The organism is Elizabethkingia miricola, from assembly GCF_001675285.1.
GTDB lineage: Bacteria > Bacteroidota > Bacteroidia > Flavobacteriales > Weeksellaceae > Elizabethkingia > Elizabethkingia miricola.
Window position 1 is genome coordinate 203,136 of the sequence record NZ_LSGQ01000030.1, and the last position, 21,426, is coordinate 224,561.

11 protein-coding genes are annotated in these 21,426 nt (G+C 34.8%); 2 read left to right on the forward strand and 9 right to left on the reverse strand.

Annotated features, from left to right (window positions below):
- Nucleotides 1–13 precede the first annotated feature (13 nt).
- From ATE49_RS15465 to ATE49_RS15480, 4 genes are all read right to left on the reverse strand, one after another.
- Nucleotides 14–2,956 carry a SusC/RagA family TonB-linked outer membrane protein gene (locus tag ATE49_RS15465; RefSeq protein WP_065082869.1) on the reverse strand — a complete coding sequence of 981 codons (2,943 nt, stop codon included), beginning with the start codon at nt 2,954–2,956 and terminating at the stop codon, nt 14–16.
- A 233-nt stretch (nt 2,957–3,189) separates the two neighbouring features.
- Nucleotides 3,190–3,864: a hypothetical protein gene (locus tag ATE49_RS15470; RefSeq protein ID WP_081278495.1), complete on the reverse strand. Its 675-nt coding sequence runs from the start codon at nt 3,862–3,864 to the stop codon at nt 3,190–3,192.
- A gap of 62 nt (nt 3,865–3,926) precedes the next feature.
- Entirely contained in the window at nt 3,927–5,387 is a 1,461-nt protein-coding gene (locus ATE49_RS15475; protein ID WP_065082870.1) for a RagB/SusD family nutrient uptake outer membrane protein, read from the reverse strand.
- 12 nt (nt 5,388–5,399) lie between these two features.
- Complete coding sequence (locus ATE49_RS15480) at nt 5,400–8,234, reverse strand: SusC/RagA family TonB-linked outer membrane protein (protein ID WP_065082871.1); 2,835 nt, start codon at nt 8,232–8,234, stop codon at nt 5,400–5,402.
- Nucleotides 8,235–8,736: 502 nt separating this feature from the next.
- On the opposite strand from ATE49_RS15480, the gene ATE49_RS15485 reads away from it, so the two are divergent.
- Nucleotides 8,737–9,393 (forward strand): hypothetical protein, encoded by a 657-nt coding sequence (locus ATE49_RS15485; RefSeq protein WP_065082872.1) that lies wholly within the window; start codon nt 8,737–8,739, stop codon nt 9,391–9,393.
- Between the two features lie 46 nt (nt 9,394–9,439).
- Here the strand turns inward: ATE49_RS15485 and ATE49_RS15490 are convergent, their stop codons facing one another.
- The 5 genes from ATE49_RS15490 to rimP form a co-directional block, all read right to left on the reverse strand.
- The gene (locus ATE49_RS15490; protein ID WP_065082873.1) at nt 9,440–10,996 is read right to left on the reverse strand and encodes a RagB/SusD family nutrient uptake outer membrane protein; all 1,557 of its coding nucleotides are present in this window, start codon (nt 10,994–10,996) and stop codon (nt 9,440–9,442) included.
- Between the two features lie 14 nt (nt 10,997–11,010).
- Nucleotides 11,011–13,866: a SusC/RagA family TonB-linked outer membrane protein gene (locus tag ATE49_RS15495; RefSeq protein ID WP_065082874.1), complete on the reverse strand. Its 2,856-nt coding sequence runs from the start codon at nt 13,864–13,866 to the stop codon at nt 11,011–11,013.
- Nucleotides 13,867–14,357: 491 nt separating this feature from the next.
- The gene (gene infB / locus ATE49_RS15500) at nt 14,358–17,243 is read right to left on the reverse strand and encodes a translation initiation factor IF-2 (protein ID WP_065082875.1); all 2,886 of its coding nucleotides are present in this window, start codon (nt 17,241–17,243) and stop codon (nt 14,358–14,360) included.
- A gap of 66 nt (nt 17,244–17,309) precedes the next feature.
- Nucleotides 17,310–18,545 (reverse strand): transcription termination factor NusA, encoded by a 1,236-nt coding sequence (gene nusA / locus ATE49_RS15505; protein WP_034871968.1) that lies wholly within the window; start codon nt 18,543–18,545, stop codon nt 17,310–17,312.
- A 34-nt stretch (nt 18,546–18,579) separates the two neighbouring features.
- The gene (rimP, locus tag ATE49_RS15510; RefSeq protein WP_059155956.1) at nt 18,580–19,047 is read right to left on the reverse strand and encodes a ribosome assembly cofactor RimP; all 468 of its coding nucleotides are present in this window, start codon (nt 19,045–19,047) and stop codon (nt 18,580–18,582) included.
- A 232-nt stretch (nt 19,048–19,279) separates the two neighbouring features.
- On the opposite strand from rimP, the gene ATE49_RS15515 reads away from it, so the two are divergent.
- The gene (locus tag ATE49_RS15515) at nt 19,280–21,388 is read left to right on the forward strand and encodes a glycoside hydrolase family 97 protein (RefSeq protein ID WP_065082876.1); all 2,109 of its coding nucleotides are present in this window, start codon (nt 19,280–19,282) and stop codon (nt 21,386–21,388) included.
- The last annotated feature ends 38 nt before the right edge of the window (nt 21,389–21,426 follow it).

The following is a 21,426-nucleotide window of genomic DNA, read 5'->3' on the forward strand; positions in this document are numbered from 1 at the left end:
TGTTTAGACAAAATTAGAATGAAACATTAAGACCTAAAGAAACAATTCTTGCAGGTGTATACCTTGGTGCAACTGTCCCGTTAAAGTTTCCACCACCTGGCTCCAATCCTTTTCTTGCAGATTTGTACCAAAGGTTTTCTCCAGACACATAAAGACGTAAATTATCTACACCAATATCTTTAAGAGATTCTTTATTAAATGTATAACCGAAAGTAGCATTCCTCAACTGGATATAACTCGCACTTACCAACCATCTTGTACTAGCTTGTCCTGCAGAATTATAAGTAGCTGTATTCATAGCCGGAACATCTGTAATTTGTCCAGGTGTAGTCCATCTGTTTAAAATATCTGTACTAAGTGCCCCCCCTTGCGGATAAGCAGTCATTAAGCCAGCATAATTTGAATCATAAATCTTACCGCCTATCTGGTACGTGAATAATACGTTTAAATCCCAATTTTTATACTTAAAGCTTGATCCAAAACCACCATACCAATCCGGAATTGCGGAACCAGACCAATCATATTTAGCCTTATTATGGTTAGTTGTAACAGCTTGTCCATCAACCATTCTCACATCGGAAGCTAAATTATTAGGATTTACAAATTGTGAATCAGCAAGAAATAGTGGAGCACCATCTTTAGGATCTACACCATACCATTGTCTCATCCAGTAATCATAGATACTTCTGCCTTCAACAATTCTCTTACTTCCGTTAATAATTTCAGTTTGTCCCGGAGTTAATCTCTTCAGCGTATTTTTATAAGTTGATGCATTTATATTTACATTCCACTTGAAGTTCTGATTTTTAATGATATCTGCTGATAATTGGAATTCCCAACCGATATTCTGCATATCTCCAACATTTTTGGCATATCCATCACCTGGAACCCCCGCTGATACTGGCACAGGAACTTTAAAGAGCATATCTTTGGTATATCTCTTATACCAACCTGCACTACCAGTAATTCTATTTTTCAGTAAACCAAACTCTAAAGAAACATCTGTCTGGTTGTTAGATTCCCATGTCAATTTAGGATCTGATAACTGATTGAATAAAATACCACCTTCAGTTACGTTTGGATAACCAATACTATATAATGTCTGGTATGGATAGAATCCACCTAAAGCATCATTACCTACCTGACCATAAGAAGCCATTAATTTTAAGTAATTAACAACTGAACTTCCTTTCAGGAATGATTCATTTGAGATAACCCAGTTTCCTCCTACAGACCAGAAAGCATGCCATCTTACATCTTTTGCAAATCTGGAAGAAGCATCCCATCTAATGGATCCTTGTAAGTGATATCTGTCTTTGTATCCATAACTTAAATTACCAAACCAGCTCTCTTTTGTGTAAAGATTATAATAACCATTAATGCTCTTTGGCGTAACGAAATTGACCATTTCACTATTATTGTCAACAGTTTGTCCAGTCTTATATGCATACAAATAGTCATATGAGTATCTGTAATTTTCATGTGCAAAGAATGCGTCTAACGCATGATTACCAAACTTTCTTGTATAAGATAATTTCTGGTTCCAGTTTAATGTCTGATAGAAATTTGTATACCTTTCAGCACTTCCTAATCCAGCAGCATCTCCAATTAATTTATTGGTATATGTCTTACGGAATGTATTCTGATAACCATATGCAACGTTCGTAGTAAATTTCAAATATGGATCAATCGCAATTTCCGCATAAACAATAGAGTTTACATTATAATCTCTTGTAAAGTTTCTATTCCATAATGTTTCAGCAATAACATTTCTACCTGCCGCCGCATCTGTACCTCTCCTGTCTCCCGGATCAAACATCTCCAAACCAGTTTCAGGATCAATTACACGTCTTCCAGTAACAGCATCATGCATATACGGGCTATAAATAGGTCCCATATTACGAGTCCATCTGTAAGGGTTTACATAGGATGTTGGGCTACTTACACCATCTACCCCATTGTTTCTTGTAATTGCCGCTCCAGATAAGTTAGCACCAATCTTCAACCATGATTTTACCTGAGAATCAATAGACACACGAAGAGTAAATCTTTCAAAATCTGTAGTTTTCAAATATCCATCTTCTTTGGTATAACCTAAGGACGTACGGTATATTGTCTTATCATTACCACCACTAATACCAAGGTTATATTCATTTCTGATACCAGTACCAATTAATGGTTTTGCCCAGTCGAAATCATTATACTTAAGTTGCGCATTAGGATTTAACACGCCATTTACAACCAGTTGATTATCTGGTACATTAAATACATTTGATTTAAGAAGGCTTATAAGATTATTAGTTGCATATGCATTTGCAACATCTACACCCTGAGCAATACGGCCATTTCTCAATGCTTCCCATGCTAAAGGATAATACTGTGCAGCATCTACTCTATCATATTCAGGAACAGCACGAGCAGAGATACCAGTCGTCGCAGAAAAATCAATTCTGTCTCTTCCTCTTTTACCTTTCTTGGTAGTCAATAGTACCACACCATTTGCAGCACTAGATCCATATAAAGATGTAGCAGCAGCATCTTTCAGTACATTTATTGACTCTATATCAGAAGGGTTAAGTGCTGAAAGTGGACCATTATAAATAGCACCATCTAAAACATAAAGAGGAGTATTGCTATAGCTATACGAGCTAATACCTCTAATACGAACCGATAATCCCTCTCCAGGCTGTCCACTACTTGCAGAAACCTGAATACCAGGACCTGCTCCGTCTAGTGCCTGAGAAACATCACTAATTGGTCTTTCAGCTAATTTTTCTGATTTTATTTGTAAGTTAGATCCTACAACAGCATTTTTCTTCTGCTTTCCATAAGCAACAACGACAACTTCTTCAATTTCTTTTGTAGCAGTCGTATCTTTTTTGGCCTTTTGAGCCATAGCCCCCTGTCCTATAAAAAATAGCACACCGGCGCTCAACACGCGGAATTTTACATTCATATTAACAAATTTTAACTTTTGAGGATTGCAAATATGTTAATATTAATTAATATGACCAAATTAAATTCCGAATAAAGTTAAAAAATAGATTATTTAACCGCTATTGCTTATCCATAAAACAATTAATTAGATTAAATATCTACTATCTCATAATATAAGCTATTAGATTAAAGTTAAAAATTAGAAGCTCCATCAATTGATGGAGCTTCTATGCTATTTTATATAAACGGAAATTACTGATTCACAAAATTAACCAGCTTAATCATATCTTCTTCTTTATTAACATTAATCTTCTGATTCTTAATAAATTCAGCCACATCATTTTTCACTGGAGAAAATAAAGCAATTGCTTCTTTGGTTGTTTTAGGAAATTTATCTAATACTTTTTTATTTCCTATTAAATAAAGATCTTTAGCCCTGGTAAAATAGTCGTTTGCATCTTTTCCATAGGCACTTGGACTTTTTTCTCCTTTTAAAAGTTCTATACTTTCTTTCTTATAAAGATTGAATTTACTTCCCAAAGATAATGCAACTAGATAATTAAAATAAGATTTGTCATTATATAAATACTTAATAGCCTTATAAGTCTTGTTAATTTCTGGCATTTTTATAACAATCCCTTCTTCTTTGTTTGCAAAATAATTTTTACCATCCTGCATAAACTCCATTTCATCTTCGTAAGCATTATATCTTAGATTTTGAACATTTTTACTATATCCGTCTATAGCTACTTTTCTAAACTCCTTACCATTAATATATGGATTACCATCCATAGTATATTCAATATTTGTAGGCCTGTTTGCTCTTGTAAAAAAGAAACCGTTTGAGTAAGAAACATTATCATTTCCCATTTGAGAAAATGCAAACAATGAAATAAACATTGTTATGATTGATAGTATATTTTTCATTTGATCAGGTATTTGTACAAAAATAAATAAAAAACCACTTTAAAAGTGGTTTTTTATTTGAATTATTTAGAATTATCATATCCAGGATTAGGCAAAATTGGTGAATTTGCCAAATCTGTTTCTTTTCTTGGAATAGGGAACGCATTAAGATTTGGATCCGTTTTCGCAGTACCAGCTCTAGGTACAGGATCTCCCCAACGTCTCAAATCCCATTGCCTAAGCCCCTCGCCTATAAGCTCTTTCATTCTTTCAGTTTTCAGCATTGTAATATTCACAGATGTAATAGCATCCATTTGTTGTTGAACAGTTTGCGTTATATTACCACTTCCATCTTTAATATCCGCCAATCTCTCTCTTAAGATATTCTTATAATAAGTAAGAGCCTTCGCTGCACTTCCTCCATTTAACTCAGCTTCAACACCATTAAGAAGTATTTCTTCATAACGTAACATTTTAACATTATCAGCTCCCCCTGTTTGAGTATATTTACCTATTCCATTATTTGTCGTTAAATAAGAAAGATATTTAAATCCTGTAGAAGCAAGAGGTGTTATTAAACTTCTTCTTACATCATTTGCTGCATATGAATTATAAGCTGCATCAGACACAACAACAGTTGCATAACCTGCTGAATTATATCTTTGTCTTAATGAACCTGTTCCTAATGAAGCTGTAGTTCCTACAGCCAATTCAAAAATAGAATTAGTAGAAGCTCCATTCAATGCATATCTATATGAAACCTGTAATAAATCTCTGCTAGCTACTGAATATCCTCCTGTTGCAACAATATCATTAGTATAAGTTCTTACTTTCGCATAATCACCTTTATAAAGATAGAACCTTGACATTAATCCTTTTAAGGAATTTATTGTCAATTCTGTCTTAACACTACTTACCGCACCATTAGCCGTCATTAACTGTAATCCTTTTTGGAAATCAGCATCAATTTGAGTTTCTGTGTCAGCAATTGTAGCACGAGGCTGCAATGCTGTTGGATCATACTTAAGAGGTAAAACAATACCTAATCCCGTACCTCCTGGTATATATTTTTGACCATACAATCTAAATGCATCAAAGAATGCCATGGCTCTTAGTGCATAAGCTTGTCCTTGAGCATATAGTGCCTTTTGCCTATCTGCAGCAGGTAAAGTATTGACATCAACACCAATAACTCGGTTGACTTTAGCTACCGTCTCGTAAATCCTGTTATAGGTATCATTTGCATACCCATCATTAGAAGTCTGCGAATAATTAACAATATTAGTATAATAACCACCAGCTAGATTCCCAAACATCTCATCTGAACGAGCTTCACCAAAAACAATGAAATCCGCTCCATAATAGCTAGTATTCCTCATACTAGCATAAGCTCCAAGAATGAAAGAGTTCATTTCGTTAATACTTGCAAGAGGAGCATCTGGTAAACTCTGATAGAATTGTGTATCGACAAAATCATTTGAACAAGAGCCTGCACTTAATAGCATGATAAAAGCTGCGGCTCCGATTTTTATATTATTTTTCATTTTTTCTAAATTTTAAAAGCTAATGTTAACACCCATCAAATAAGATTTAAGTACCGGAAGTGATAGATTTGAATATCCTGCTACATTTGTTTCCGGATCAACTTTCAGATTTTTATCAAACTTGTATGTCCAAGCATTATTAGCCATCACATATATCTGCACTGAAGACAGTCCTGTTCCTTGTAAAAAGTTACCATCAAATGTGTAAGCCAATCTCGCATTACTTAATCTTATGAAATCTCCTTTATAAAGAAATCTTGTTGATGCATTATTAGAGAGCTTATTCCCTCCATAAATTGGTTTTGGATTCGATACATTTGTATTTGTAGGCGTCCAATAATCTCCCATAACATCACCATAACCAGGGTAATTAAGATTATATTGCCCGTCACTGTAGGTATAAATAGCCCAATCATCATATATTTTGCCCCCAAATCCATACGTAAACTGTGCATCTAAAGTAAATCCTTTATAGGACAGGGAAGTATTTGCACCACCATAGACATTACTTAGGAAAGAGCCTTGTACTGCCTGCTGGGCTTGGTTATAATTATTAGTTGTAGCCCCATCTTTCCCGTTTATGTACCACAATGGATCACCATTAGCAGGATCTACACCAGCCCATTTTCTTAAATAATATGTTCTTGCCCCTTCTCCAACACGCAATGTAGTTGTATTTCCGTTAACAGTTCCTCCATAAAGATCTGTGATTTCATTCTTAAGCGTAGATAAATTGAAACCTAAAGTCCAGTTCAACTGATCTCTATTACCTCTAAGAATATCAGCATTTAAGGTAAATTCAAAACCTTTATTTACTAAACTTCCAATATTAGAAACCATTACACCATAACTTGATCCATCTGTACTACCCTGAGATGATGATAATGGCATATTATAAATAAGATCTTTTGTTTTCTTATTATAATATTCCGCAGTAAAACGAATTCTATCTTTAAGGAAGCCTAAATCTAATCCAACATTAAAAGGATTAACTGTTTCCCATGACAAATCCGGACGATTAATATATCTGTAATAAGCAGCAGCCATATCATTATAGTTCAAGGTATAGAATATTTGCCCATAAGGATTAGCTGTTACTTGATTCCCCAGTTTACCATAAGAAGCCCTAAGTTTCATCATAGAAATAGCACTAATATTTTTCAAATAGTTTATCCTTGCTAAATCAACACCGACACCCACTGACCAGAAGTTACCGGCTTTCTTACCCGGCATAAACTGCGAAAGAACATCTCGTCTGTATGAAGCATCTATGATGAACAACTTATCATAATCATAATGACCCATTACTGCATAACCATATCGGGAAGTAATATATTTATCCCCGTATTGCTTGCCAAAAGGCACAACAAAATTAGTCAAAGATTCTAAAGCTGCACTACCAACAGTTATCGCTGTAGACTGCATGTACCTTCTATCTGTTTTATAAGCTTCTTGAATTGCAGTAGCAGTAAAATTATGCATTCCAGTTCTAAACTTATAATCTAAAATATTTTGAACGTTAAAGTTAAAATATCTGTTTGCGCCTTCTCTCTTAAAACCTCCATAATTAAGCCCATCCCCATGGATTGGATTATAATATTGATTTTCCTCAAGATTAATAAACTCTGGTGAGAAAACAAATCTATATGTTAAGTCTTTTAAAATTTTATATTCAAGCCCAATATTTGCAAAAACCCTAGCAGTTTGTACCTGTTGATAGTTATGCTCTAAAATATATCCTGAGTTAAACAGACCATTACTCAATTGGCTATTGGAGTTATACCACCAACTACCATCTGGATTTCTTGCTGGATCTGTTGGTCTATTAAACCATTGTGCTAAAATCGGATTAGCAAATCCCCCACCATCTGGCAACGCTCTCATATTACCATATGAAAATTGAAAATCTGTACTAATTTTCAATTTATCAGTAGCCTGATATGTTAGTTTTGTTGTTTGGGATAATCTCTTATAGAAAGAGTTCTTAATAATACTATTTTGCTCGAACATATTAGCAGAAGCATAATAAGTAAACTTATCATTTCCTCCTGTAATACTAAAATCGGCATTGCTTTGGTACCCATCACGTCTTGCAACTGACATCCAATCTGTATTATATGGAGATTTAAAAACATTTGCAAATGTTGTATTTACTTTTCCTGCAGCAATATCATCAATGGAATAACTGGTTCCTAAGTAGTTATTTACAGCATCTCTTAAGTAAACTTTATATTCATCACTAGTAAATCCTCTTCTGGAATCAACAGCTTGCTGGTTAACACCACTGTTAAAAGATAAATTGAATCTAGCTTTGCCTTTCTTACCATTCTTAGTTGTTATAACAATAACTCCCGCTCCGGCATCAGCACCATAAACAGCAGTGGACACGGCATCTTTTAAAACGGTTACACTTTCAATATCATCAGGATTCATTTGAGCCAAGATATTACCCGTAGTTGCCTGAGTTGTCAAATCACCATTGGCTACCCTTACTCCATCTACAATGTAAATAGGAGAAGTCACTCCGTTAATAGAAGAGATCCCTCTTACTCTTACACTGGCAAATCCTCCAGGTTGTCCTGATGCGTTTCCTGTTTGAACTCCACTAACTCTACCCTGAAGCATTTTATCCACTGAAGCAACGGGTACATCTTCAATTGCCTTAGAAGTCATAGTACTGGCAGCTCCGGTCATTTCTTGAACAGTCTTCTTCTGTCCAAAACCAACAACAACAACTTCTTCAATCTCTTTTGTTGAAGTTGTGTCTTTTTTCACCTTTTGTGCCATAGCGCTGTGCCCAATAAAGAACAGAACACCTGCACTAAGCACGCGTAATTTTACATTCATATTAACAAATTTTAATATTTCAACTATTACAAATATGTTAATAATTTTTAACACTTCCAAAAAAAATAATAATCTATAAGCATTTATAATAATCTAAAACTACAAAAACCATTATTATCAGGAGGATTGTTTAAATTATATTTTTTTTATAATTTAAATAATAAATAAAATACAATCAAAACAATTAAAAAATAATCTCAAGAAAGTGAATTAAATTATTCATTCTTCATATTCAAACATATCATAAACCTAATAGTTATACACTGTTTGGTAATATCCAAATGCACTATTGGAGAACATTTCATCAGATCTAACTTCCACAAACAACTGAAAGTCTTTCCCGTAATAATACTCCTGTCTCATATCAATATAAGCACCACTAACAAGGATATTAAGTAATTTATATTTTTTTAAAAAACAAAAAAAATCAACACAATCCAGTGCCTTATCACTATATTTTTATTACTTTTAATCAAAACAACTTTTCAATTTTTATATTCAAATGAAAAAAATAATAATCACAGCAATATTTATAAACTGCTATGGAACAATCTTATACGCACAATCAAGTCAGTTAGGTTTTTTGAGTGCACTACAGGGCTCTTCAGATGCAACCGGAACAATCAACAGAAATAAAATGATTGATGCAAAAGGAGAGAAAGAAAGTTCAATATCCGGAAGTCCATTTTTAGATGATAAATTTACTACATCTTCAACTCCAAATTTTCCCGACAAATTCACTGCCAGATATAATATATATAGTGATATAATAGAAGTTAATATTCAGAATAAAATTTATACCATCCCTAAAAACGATCAATTTAAAGAATTAACAATCGGTAATACAAAACTAAAATTGATTAAAGACAAATATTATATTGAACTATACAAACAAAACAATTTTAGTCTTTTAAAAGTGGAAAATATAAAATTTACAAAAGCAAAATCTGCGAATAATACATTTGATTTTGATTCACCAGCAAAGTATACATTACAAAAACCTATATATTTTATTTATAAAGAGAACGAAGAAATAACAGAAATTAATAAAAAAGCCTTCAAAGACAATTTGGATATAAATAAATTTATTGAAAATGCACATATAAATTTAAATTCTGAAACTGATCTAAAAAAACTTATACAACATATAGCACAATAAAAAAAAGGAGCTCTTGGAGCTCCTTTTTTTTATTACCGCTTATATATTATTTAGCGTAACCATCATTTTGAATGATACCTCTATTCCCTTGAATTTCACTATTTGGAATTGGGAATGTATATTTATAACTATTATTAGGTAAATTAGTTACATCTACAATATCATCAGTCTTATTTCGATCCATAGTTACACCAGCATCATTAGCCAATCTCTTAAGATCAATATATCGATGCCCCTCCAAAGCCAGTTCGACTCTTCTTTCTAATAAAATATCTTTAAGAGCATCCTGCTTACTAGCATAGTTAGGCATAGCAGCTGAACCTTGGTAATTTCTAGCATCTCTAACCTGCTTAATATATTTTGCAGATTCTGCTAATTGTCCTTGCTGTGCAGTTGTCTCAGCCAATATAAAATACATTTCAGACAATCTGAACACTTTGAAATCATTTCTTAATGGCCCATTTGCTTTACCTGGGTATTTATCAATAATCAACTGATCTTCTCTTGTATTTGATATTGTTTCATAGCTGGCATTTGGCTTAGAAGAAGGATCTACATATGCATATTTACGAATATCTCCAGGAGTATTCGCAAATATATTATATAAATTCCTACCCCAGAACCACATTGGATTTCCATTGATATTAGAAGCATTTGTATTCCACAAGCTGTTAATTGTTGAGTTAGAGCCTCTTGCCGGTCTTGCTAACGCAAACACAACTTCTCCCCTGTTAACATCTCCCCATAACTGTCTATAAGGATTAAATGAACTATCAGCATAGAATGCCGTATTCCATGCAGAAGATCCAATTGGAGTCTTATCATCCGGAACAATTGGAGTAGCTTTTGTCAACGCTAACCCAGAATTACTCACCACTGCTTGCGCATATTTTTGTGCAAGATCATATTTCCCTCTATATAAATAAAATCTAGCTCTAATAGCATCAACAACAGTTTTATCAACATAATACTGATTAGCACCTTTTGCCAGAACATTATCTGATGCGAAGTTTAAGTCTTCCTCAATAAAAGCATAAACTTCAGCATTCTTACTCCTCGGAAGCTTTTGACTTATTGAAGGAACATCTTTAAAGATAATAGCTCCAAGCGCATTATCATCTTTCATATTTGGGGAGAAATAAGTCTCTAACTGTAAATAAGCGAATGCTCTAAGCGCCCTAGCCTGACCTACAATCTGATTATATTTTGCCTGATCTCTGGTAGCATCTACATTTTTGGCTCCTTCCAAAATCCTGTTAACCCTGTTAATAACAGTATTATATATTAACCAGGTATTGGTAGCAAATTTATCTGAGCTGTCAAAGAAAAAACGGTGTTGTTGAAACTCTTGTCCACCACTACCTTTTCCAGGTTTAACTTCATCAGACAGAATAGCTGATATATAAACTTCATTAGTAGGGTCAACAATATTATAAATACCATTTAAGTACAAATCTAAATCTGAAATACTTTTAAAAGTACTTTCATCATCTAATTGTCCAGGCTGTACAATATCAACCGCATCTTGGCAAGAGGTAACGCTGACACCTGCAAATACTAAGCTCGCAACTCCTAATGCGATTTTGTATATATTATTTTTCATTTCAATTCTCAATTTTAAAATTCAACATTTACACCAAATGAAACAGTTCTAGGATTTGGATAAACACTTAAGCTATATCTATTAATTCCTTCAGGATCTAAACCTCTCCACTTAGACCATGTTACAAGGTTTTCCCCCTGTAAGAATACTTTTAATGATTTCACAGGCATATTCCCTAAAACAGATCTAGGTACTGTATAACCTATTGTTAATGATTTTAGTTTTACAAATGCAGTACTTTTTAAATATCTATCAGAAGAACCGTCTACCCCAGTATTATTTGCATTTAATGATGGCATAGAAGCATTCTTATTATCAGGCGTCCAAGAATCTAACATATCTGATGAAAGATTTGTAACTCCAATTGCACTCGCATCATACAACCAAGCCAAAGTATTATCAAATTGCCAAGCAGCAGCCTGCCATGAGAATAAAGCATCTAAATAGAAGCCTTTATAATTAGCATTTAAGCCAAAACCTCCTTGATATTTAGGAAAATAACTTTTACCTGTCTTAACTCTATCCTGATCTGTTGGAGCTTCTGTAATACTGCCATCCTTTGCATAAAATTGCATTTCTCCGGTTTCTTTATTAACTCCTGCATATCGATATAGATTCCATTGATACGCCATATCTCCGACTGCATTAATAAGATCACCATTAGCCAATAAAGCATCACCTTCCGCTAGCTGCACAATCTTATTTTTATTATATGCCGCATTAGCAAAAACTGACAATCTGTAATCTTTATTATTCAAAATATTGTATCTCAACATCAATTCGACACCGGTATTTCTTAACTTACCATTATTAGCATCTAATTCATATTGCCCTGTAACTGAAGACAGCTTCAATTTATTGAACATATTATCAGTATTCTTGATATAATAATCAACTGTACCTTCTAATTTTCTGTTTAGCAATCTAAAATCTACCCCTACATCTAAATGAGAGATTTTTTCCCACTGAAGATTAGGATTACCTAATTGATTGAAGAAGTAGCTAGGAATATTAAGATATCCCGAACCAAAACCATTCAAATCTAAACCAAGGTTAATTGCCGTAAACATTGGATTTAGATTATTAATTGGCGGTATTAGATTCTGATTTCCTTGCGTACCATAAGAAGCTCTAAGTTTCAACATATCAAATGTAGACCCCTCCATAAAAGATTCCTTATCAACATTCCATCGACCTGCTACCGACCAAAAAGTACCCCATTTATTTCCTTCAGTAAATCTATATGTACCATCTCTCCTTACAACTCCACTGAACCCATATTTTCCATCATAGTCATAATCCAGAGTAAGGAAATATGCTAAAGATCCTGCATTGATTTTCTGAGCTCCAATCTGAGGAACATATTGATTGGGATTATCAGGATTGAAAGGAACATAACCAGTTCCCGCACCTGGCAGCCAGTTAGTAGGGTTCAATCCGGTCTGAACCTGTCTTTTCCACAGATAATGAGCCTTAATATACTCTAAATAAGCACCTACATCTAAACTATGATCACCAAAACTTTTCTTATAAGAAACATTTAGTACATTATTAAATGTAAAATCTTTTATACTTGTGAGAGCTTCAGATCCTGCAAAATCAGTTCTATTTCTTGCCTTATCATTAAGTGCCAGATACGACCAAGGAGCTCTTGCAAATACTACATCAGATTGCTTATAATCAAATCCTGTCTTGTTTCCAATTGAAAACTCATCAGTAATTTTATAATTTAAAGCAACGTTTGCCAGTATACTATTTTCATCTGTATATGATGGAAAATTATTTGGTCTTAAATAATCCTCAAGCAACCATGCAAATCGATTTCCGTTTGTGTTTGTTCCAATTTTATCGAACATATTCTGACTACTCGTAAATAGTCCACTTGCAAGTGTTGGATCCCCCAATAAATATCCATGTAATGGATTCTGAGCTATATTTGAATTAAGCCCTGTATTAGTTTCCTGTTGAAGCTCATGTCTTCTGGAGTATCCTAAAGCTATCTGAGTACTATATGTAAACTTACCGTTATCCGATCTACCATTAATATTATTTCTGAAAGTAAATCTTTTAAAGTCAGTTGTCGGAACCATACCTTCCTGTTCCAAATAACCCAATGAAGAATATACAGAAACATTTTTACCTCCAAATTTAAACCCAAGATTATGCTGCTGGGTTAAACCTGCCCTGAAAAAAACTTTTTTCCAATTGGTATCAACAGTATTTGCTGCTATTTCCTCATCTGTAATTCCTGTACCTGCTATCTGTCCAATTTTAAGGTACTGATTAGCATTTGACAAATGATACTTTTCCGATGGCATAGTAGAAATACCAGTAGTAGCATCATAACTAATTGTAAGGGCAGAGTTATATTTCCCCACCTTCGTAGTAATTACTACAACACCATTAGCACCCCTATTACCATAAATAGAAGTCGCTGCAGCATCTCTCAAAACAGAAATAGTTTCAATATCATTCGTATTTAAGTTTCTAAACTGCGTTGCACTAGTTGCCAAACCATCGATTACATATAATGGGTCTGTAGAAGCATTTAAAGAAGACAGCCCTCTAACCATTACATCAATCTTACCCGAACCTGGAGTTCCTGATGAAGAATTAATACTGATTCCCGGAGCCTGTCCTTGCAATGAATTCAAGAAAGAAGCATTAGGCCTATTTTCTAAAGTCTCCGCAGAAACCGTTGTAGAAGCAGCCGTAGACTTTGCTTTAGTTGCCGTTTTACTGTACCCTAATACAACCACCTCCTGAATATTTTTGGTAGTAGCCGTATCCTTTTTAGTTTTTTGTGCCATTACACTTTGCCCAATAAAGAACAAAACCCCTGCACTCAGCACTTTAAATTTTACATTCATATTAACAATATTTAATATTTCAACAGACAAATATGTTAAAAAATATTAATACGCATAAAATTCATTTTTTTTATATCATTATTTTATATTATTAATAATATATTTAGTAAATATTTTATTAAATCAATAAACACAAACGGTAAATAAATAAAAATAAATCAACAAAACATGAAATAAATAAATAAATACACTAAACAAATCTAAAATACCCATAAACACTACATTTTAACAAATAACAAATGACTGAATATTTTTCATAATAAAATAAACAGTCAACATAATTAAAAACGAAGCATTAAAAGTCAACAAGCCTCATTAAAACGTTTAAAAAGACATATTAAACACGAAAAAGCCTATTAATAGGCGCATAAAACCTATTATCGACATATCCTTAAAAAGTTTAAATTTTTCTTAATATAGACTAAAATTAAATTTTCATAAAAAAAAAGCCCCTGTTAACAATAACAGGGGCTTTTTATATATAAATTGAATTATTTCAATTTCTTCTTAACAGCTACTTCTTCGTAAACCTCGAGTATATCGCCAATTTCGATGTCATTATAGCCTTTAATGTTAAGACCACATTCGTAACCTTTAGTTACTTCTTTAACATCATCTTTGAAACGTTTTAAACTCTCTAGCTCTCCTGTATGCTGTACAATTCCATCACGGATTAATCTGATCTTAGAGTTTCTGGTTATCTTACCTGTTAATACCATACAACCTGCAATGGTTCCAACTTTGGAAATCTTGAAAGTTTCACGGATCTCAACGTTACCAATAACCTGCTCTTTAATCTCAGGAGAAAGCATTCCCTCCATCGCTTCTTTAACCTCGTCAATGGCATCATAGATTACAGAATAAGTTCTGATCTCAATCTCTTCCTTATCAGCAAGTTCTTTTGCATTACCACCAGCTCTAACGTTAAAGCCAATAATAATTGCATCAGATGCGGAAGCTAATAATACATCAGATTCGGTAATCTGTCCTACACCTTTATGAAGGATATTAATATGGATCTCTTCAGTAGATAATCTTGCTAACATATCAGAAAGAGCCTCTACAGATCCATCCACATCCCCTTTAAGGATAATATTCAATTCTTTAAAGTCTCCCAATGCAATACGACGACCAATTTCGTCAAGCGTAAGATGCTTCTTAGTTCTGATTGTCTGCTCACGCTGAAGTTGCTCACGTTTAGTTGCAATTGACTTCGCTTCACGTTCATCTTCAAAAACTCTGAATTTATCACCCGCTGTAGGCGCACCATCAAGACCAAGTATAGTTACAGGGATAGAAGGTCCGGCTTCTTGCATAGGCTTACCTCTTTCATCAAGCATTGCCTTCACCTTACCATGGTTTTTACCTGCTAATACATAGTCACCAATTTTAAGTGTACCATTTTGTACTAACATAGTAGCCACATAACCTCTTCCTTTATCCAAAGCTGCTTCAATAACTACTCCGGAAGCTTTTCTATCTGCATTCGCTTTTAATTCTAATAGCTCTGCCTGGATTAATACTTTTTCTAAAAGTGTATCTACGTTGTTACCAAACTTAGCAGAAATTTCCTGAGCCTGAACATTACCACCCCACTCTTCTACAAGGATATTCATCCCTGAAAGTTGCTGGCGGATATTATCAGGATTTGCTCCTGGTTTATCTACTTTGTTAATTGCAATAATCATTGGTACACCTGCTGCCTGAGCATGAGCAATTGCTTCTTTTGTTTGTGGCATTACGTCATCATCCGCTGCAATTACAATAATTGCAATATCAGTTACCTGAGCACCACGCGCTCTCATCGCTGTAAAGGCCTCGTGACCAGGCGTATCTAAGAATGTAATTTTCTCACCATTATCAAGCTTCACATTGTAAGCTCCGATGTGCTGTGTAATACCTCCGGATTCCCCTGCAATTACGTTCGTCTTACGAATGTAGTCCAATAGGGATGTTTTACCGTGGTCTACGTGTCCCATTACTGTAACAATAGGAGCTCTTTTTGATAAATCTTCTTCTGCATCCGGTTCTTCTTCTAATGAAGCATCATCGATATCTGCATCCGAAAATTCAACTTTATAACCAAATTCGTCAGCAACTAATGTAAGTGTATCAGCTTCCAGACGCTGGTTCATTGTAACCATTACACCTAAAGAGAAACAAGCAGAAATTACCTCAGTAGCACTTACATTCATAAGGCTCGCTAATTCGCTTACCGTAATAAATTCAGTTACCTTAAGAGTTCTGTCTTGTGCTTCCATTTCTTGCTGAAGCTCGTCCTGCTCTCTTCTGAAAGATCTTTTTTCTCTTCTGTGTTTAGCTCCTTTAGATTTACCACCTTTATTGGTAAGCTTCTCTAAAGTTTCTTTAATTTGGTTTTTAACTTGTTCGTCAGTTAATTCAACAGGCATAACCTTATTCCTGTTGTTATTACCACCACGGTTATTATTGTTACCCCCACGGTTGTTATTGTTACCACCGCGGTTGTTGTTATTACCACCTTGTTGGTTACCACCTCTGTTAAAAGGCTTTCTGTCGGAATTATTATTGTTATTATTATTTCCGCCCTGGTTGTTATTTTGTCCCTGGTTATTGTTGTTATTCTGCCCTTGGTTTCCTCCTTCCTTGGTTATTCTCTTTCTTTTCTTTTTGAAAGAGTTATCTCCACTTTCTTTCTTAGGCTTTTGTTGGAACTGTGATAAATCCACTTTCTCCTTAAGGATCTTTGGACCATCCAATTTCTGATAAACAGTTTCAATTTTCTGTGGCTCTTGCGGAGTTTCCGGCTGAGCAGGTTTTACTTCTTCCACTTTTTTCTCAACAGGTTTTACTTCCGCTTTCGGTGCTTCAGCTTGTACCTTCGGCTCTTCTTTTTTAGGAGCTTCTGGTTTTTTATCTTTTTTATCAGAATGTTTAGGTCTGTCTGATCTGATCTGAGACAAATCGATTTTACCTAAAACTTTGAATTCCTGCTCCTGAGGCTCCTCTGTTTTTTCAACAACAGGCTGGGCAGGTTCTTTTACAGGTTCTGGTTTAGGAGCTTCTTCTACTTCTTTTGGCTTCTCTTCTCCCAAATCAATTTTCCCTAAAATTTTGGCACCAGTTTGTGGTGCAGCTTTGGCTCTTATCACCTCAGGTTTAACCTCTTCAATTTCCAGTTTTTCATCCGGAACTTTAGAGATCACAACCTCATGGGAAGCTTTCTTCTGTTCGCCATCTTTACGGAACTCAGCCTCCAATGCAGAAAATGCCTCGCTTTCTAATAGAGCGTTAGGATTACTTTCCACTTCGATCCCTTTAGACTGTAGATATTCTACAGCTCTGGAGATAGAGATGTTAAGTTCCTTTACCGCTTTATTCAATCTAATTTTTGGCATAAAAAATATTCGTTCTTTTGAATTTTTAAATTCGTAATTATTATAAAAATTGGGTTAAGATCCAGATTAGTCGTCTAATTCGTCTCTCAATATTTGTTTTACTTCCTCAATGGTTTCTAACTCAAGATCAGTCATCCCTACCAATGCAGCCGTTTCCTTATCCAGTACACTTCTAGCAGTATCAAGACCAACTTTTTTAAACTCATTAATGATCCATTCTTCGATCTCGTCAGCAAATTCTACTAACTCAACATCGTCACCTTCTTCCTTATCTCTGTATACATCGATATTATATCCTGTTAACCAAGATGCAAGACGTATATTCTGTCCTTGTTTCCCAATGATTTTAGAGATCTCTTCTGCCGGAGCATATACTAAAGCATGTGACTGCTCTTCGTTCATATCAGCTTTCTGAATATTAACATTTCCAAGAGCTCTTTTTACTAAGATCTCAGGGTTCTTAGACCACTGAATCACATCAATATTTTCGTTACGAAGCTCTCTTACTACTCCATGAATTCTTGATCCTTTCACCCCTACACAAGCTCCTACAGGGTCAATTCTGTCATCATAAGCATCAACAGCAATCTTCGCCTTTTCGCCTGGAATTCTCACTACTTTCTTAAGGATAATAGTTCCGTCCTGGATTTCAGGAATTTCAAGTTCTAATAATTTCTCTAAGAATTTAGGAGCAGTTCTGGAAACAATAATCTGAGGTTTAGAACCTTTAAAGTCTACACTTTCGATTACTGCACGTACGCTATCTCCTTTTCTGAAGAAGTCTGAAGGAATCTGATTTTCTTTTGGTAAAATAAATTCATTCCCTTCATCATCTAACAAAATTACATGTTTATGACGAATATGGTGTACTTCTCCTACTGCTATTTCACCAATTCTATCACGGAACTGATCGTACAGCATTGCATTATTGTGTTCCTGAAGCTTAGTTGCCAGGATTTGTTTTAATGTAAGAATATTTCTTCTTCCTAACTGTGCAACTGGAATTTCCTGAGTAAATTCTTCTCCTACTTCGAAAGTCGGGTCTATTTTCTTAGCTTCAGAAATTTCAATTTCCAAATCATCATCTTCAGACATTTCATCTTCAACAATTCTCTTGTTTAAGAAAATCTGGAAATCTCCTTTATCAGGATTTACAATAACATCAAAGTGATCATCCGAGTCATATCTTTTTCTCAAAAGAGTCTTAAGAGAATCCTCAATGATTGCCATAAGGTCAATCTTACTGATTCCTTTTTCATCTTTAAAATCCCCAAAGGATTCGATTAATGCTATATTATTGATTATATTGCTCATTTTTTTTATTTTTCTTTTTCAATCAAAATTTAATTACCACAAGGGCTTTTTTAATTTCAGTCAATGGAATTATCCGGTCTTCAACTACATCTTCTTTCCCTTTTCCTACAAGCTTAGGACGTCTGTATTTAAGCTCTAAGGTAATTGAATCTTCTCCAGCAATCTTTAGTTCTCCTTGGATTTTTGTATCATCATTCAACAATACATCCAGCTCTCTTCCTATGTTTTTAGCAAATTGCCTTGGCAATTTTAACGGTTCTGAAAGTCCTGGTGACATTACCTGAAGACTAAAATCATGCTCTTCTCTGTCTAACTGAAACTCCACTGCACGGCTAACATCCAGGCAATCCTGAAGACTTACACTCTGGTCTCCATCAATAATAACTGTAATATTGCTATCCGCAGAAATTTTAAGTTCAATTAAAAACAAATCTTCCCTTGTCTCAAGGTACTGATCTACTAATTCTTGTACGCGCTCCCTAAATTCCATATTTCATTGTTATGTCTACGAAAAAAGGCTTTCTTCCGAAGGCCTTTGCATTGAATTCCGTAAAACTTCTGCAAATATAGTTTTTTATTTTGAAAATCACAAACATACACGCAGAAAACCAACATTTTAATGAAAAATATCTGCACGAAAAACATTCAAAACCAAACAATTATTCTTCAAAAGGCTTTTTTTGTAACTTCACCCATCTAATTAACCACAAACAGAAAACCTTATGAAGCATTTTACAGCCTGCTTTCTCATACTATTTATTCCAGTTTTTATTCAAGCTCAAAAGCTGAAATCACCCGACAAGAATCTTACCCTCAGTTTTTTACTAAACGAAAAAGGTGAAGCTTATTACGGATTGAAGTATAAAAACAAAGATGTAATAAAAAATAGCCAGCTTGGTTTTTTAATCAGCAGCCCAACTCCTTTTGCAGAGGGCTTTAAAATAACCAACACACAGTTTTCCTCCTCCGATACATCATGGACTCCTGTATTGGGAGAGCAAAAAACAATCCGGGACAATCACAATGAAATGCTGATTTCTTTACAGCAAGCCAAAACCGGATATCAGCTCAACATCAGATTCAGGCTTTTTAATGATGGCATGGGATTCAGATATGAATTTCCAATTCAAAAAAACTTAAGACACTTCCGTATAGATGAAGAGCTTACAGAATTCAATCTGGCACATAACTGTAAAGCGTTCTGGATTCCCGCAGATTACGACACTAACGAATTCCGAATCACCACTTCCCGGATTTCAGAAATATCTTCGTTAATAACGACGGCAAGAGATGAGCCTTTAGCAGCAAAAGCACCATCAAAAAACCTTGCTGTACAAACGCCGCTCATGCTAAAATCTGATAATGGCTTATACATCAATATTCATGAAGCAGCGTTGGTCGACTATCCCGCCATGCACCTAAATGTAGATGATAAGAACTACAAATTAAGCAGTCATCTCACCCCAAATAAAAATGGAGAAAAAGCTTATATGCAAACTCAAATGGAAACTCCATGGAGAACTATTGTAGTCAGTGACGATGCACGCGATATACTTGCTTCCAAACTTATCTTAAATTTAAACGATTCAAGTAAAATTGAAGACACATCATGGATAAAGCCCACAAAATACATTGGTGTCTGGTGGGAATACTTTACAGGAGGAGGCTCTACCTGGGCTTACAGTGACAATCAGGATATTATAATTGGAGAAACGAATTATGCCCAACTAAAACCTAATCAACACCATGGAGCCAATACCCAGCACGTGAAAGAATACATAGACTTTGCCGCTGAAAATGGTTTTGATGCCGTACTCGTAGAAGGCTGGAATGAAGGCTGGGAAGACAACTGGGCTTATGGAAAAGAAAAAATATACAGCTTTACAAAAGCCTATCCGGATTTTAATGTAGAAGAATTACAGACTTATGCAAAAGCAAAGGGCATAAAGATAATCATGCATCACGAGACAACCTCTTCAGCAGTTGACTATGAAAGACAATTGGATGACGCATTTTCTTTCATGAATAAGCATGGGTATACAGCTGTAAAAACAGGATATGTTGGCCCAATTATTCCAAGAAGTGAATATCATGACGGGCAATGGATGGTAAATCACTATAACATTGTAGCCCAAAAGGCGGCACAGTACAAAATCATGGTAAACTCTCATGAAGCGGTAAGACCTACCGGACGATCCCGAACCTATCCTAACTGGATAGCTCAGGAGTCTGCAAGGGGAACTGAGTTTGAGTCTTTCAACGGAAACAACCCCGATCACACAACAATCCTGCCTTTCACAAGATTAATGGGTGGACCTATGGATTATACACCAGGAATTTTCCAGGGAGATCTTTCCATATATGGTAAAAACAAAGCCAGACTTAGTACAACCTTAGTAAAGCAATTAGCGCTCTATGTAACTTTATACAGTCCGTTACAAATGGCAGCCGACCTTCCGGAAAATTACAAAAAACGCATGGATGCTTTCCAGTTCATCAAAGATGTAGCAGCAGACTGGGATAACACTTACATTCTGGAAGCTGAGCCTGGAGATTACATTACGATTGCGCGTAAGGCAAAAAACAAAAACGAATGGTTCATTGGTGGTATCACTGATGAAAACGAAAGAACAGCAACAATTAATCTCAGCTTTTTACCAAAAGAAAAAAAATTTGAAGCTGTTATTTACGAAGACGGAAAGAATGCTGACTGGAAAACCAGTACAATAGATTATAAAATAAATAAACAGAAAGTATCCTCCTCTACTATTCTAAAAAAAAGACTGGCTCCAAGCGGAGGTATTGCAATAAGTATTAAAGAAATCAAATAAGCGCAAAAAAGCGAAATACAAATTAGTTTATTTAGTAT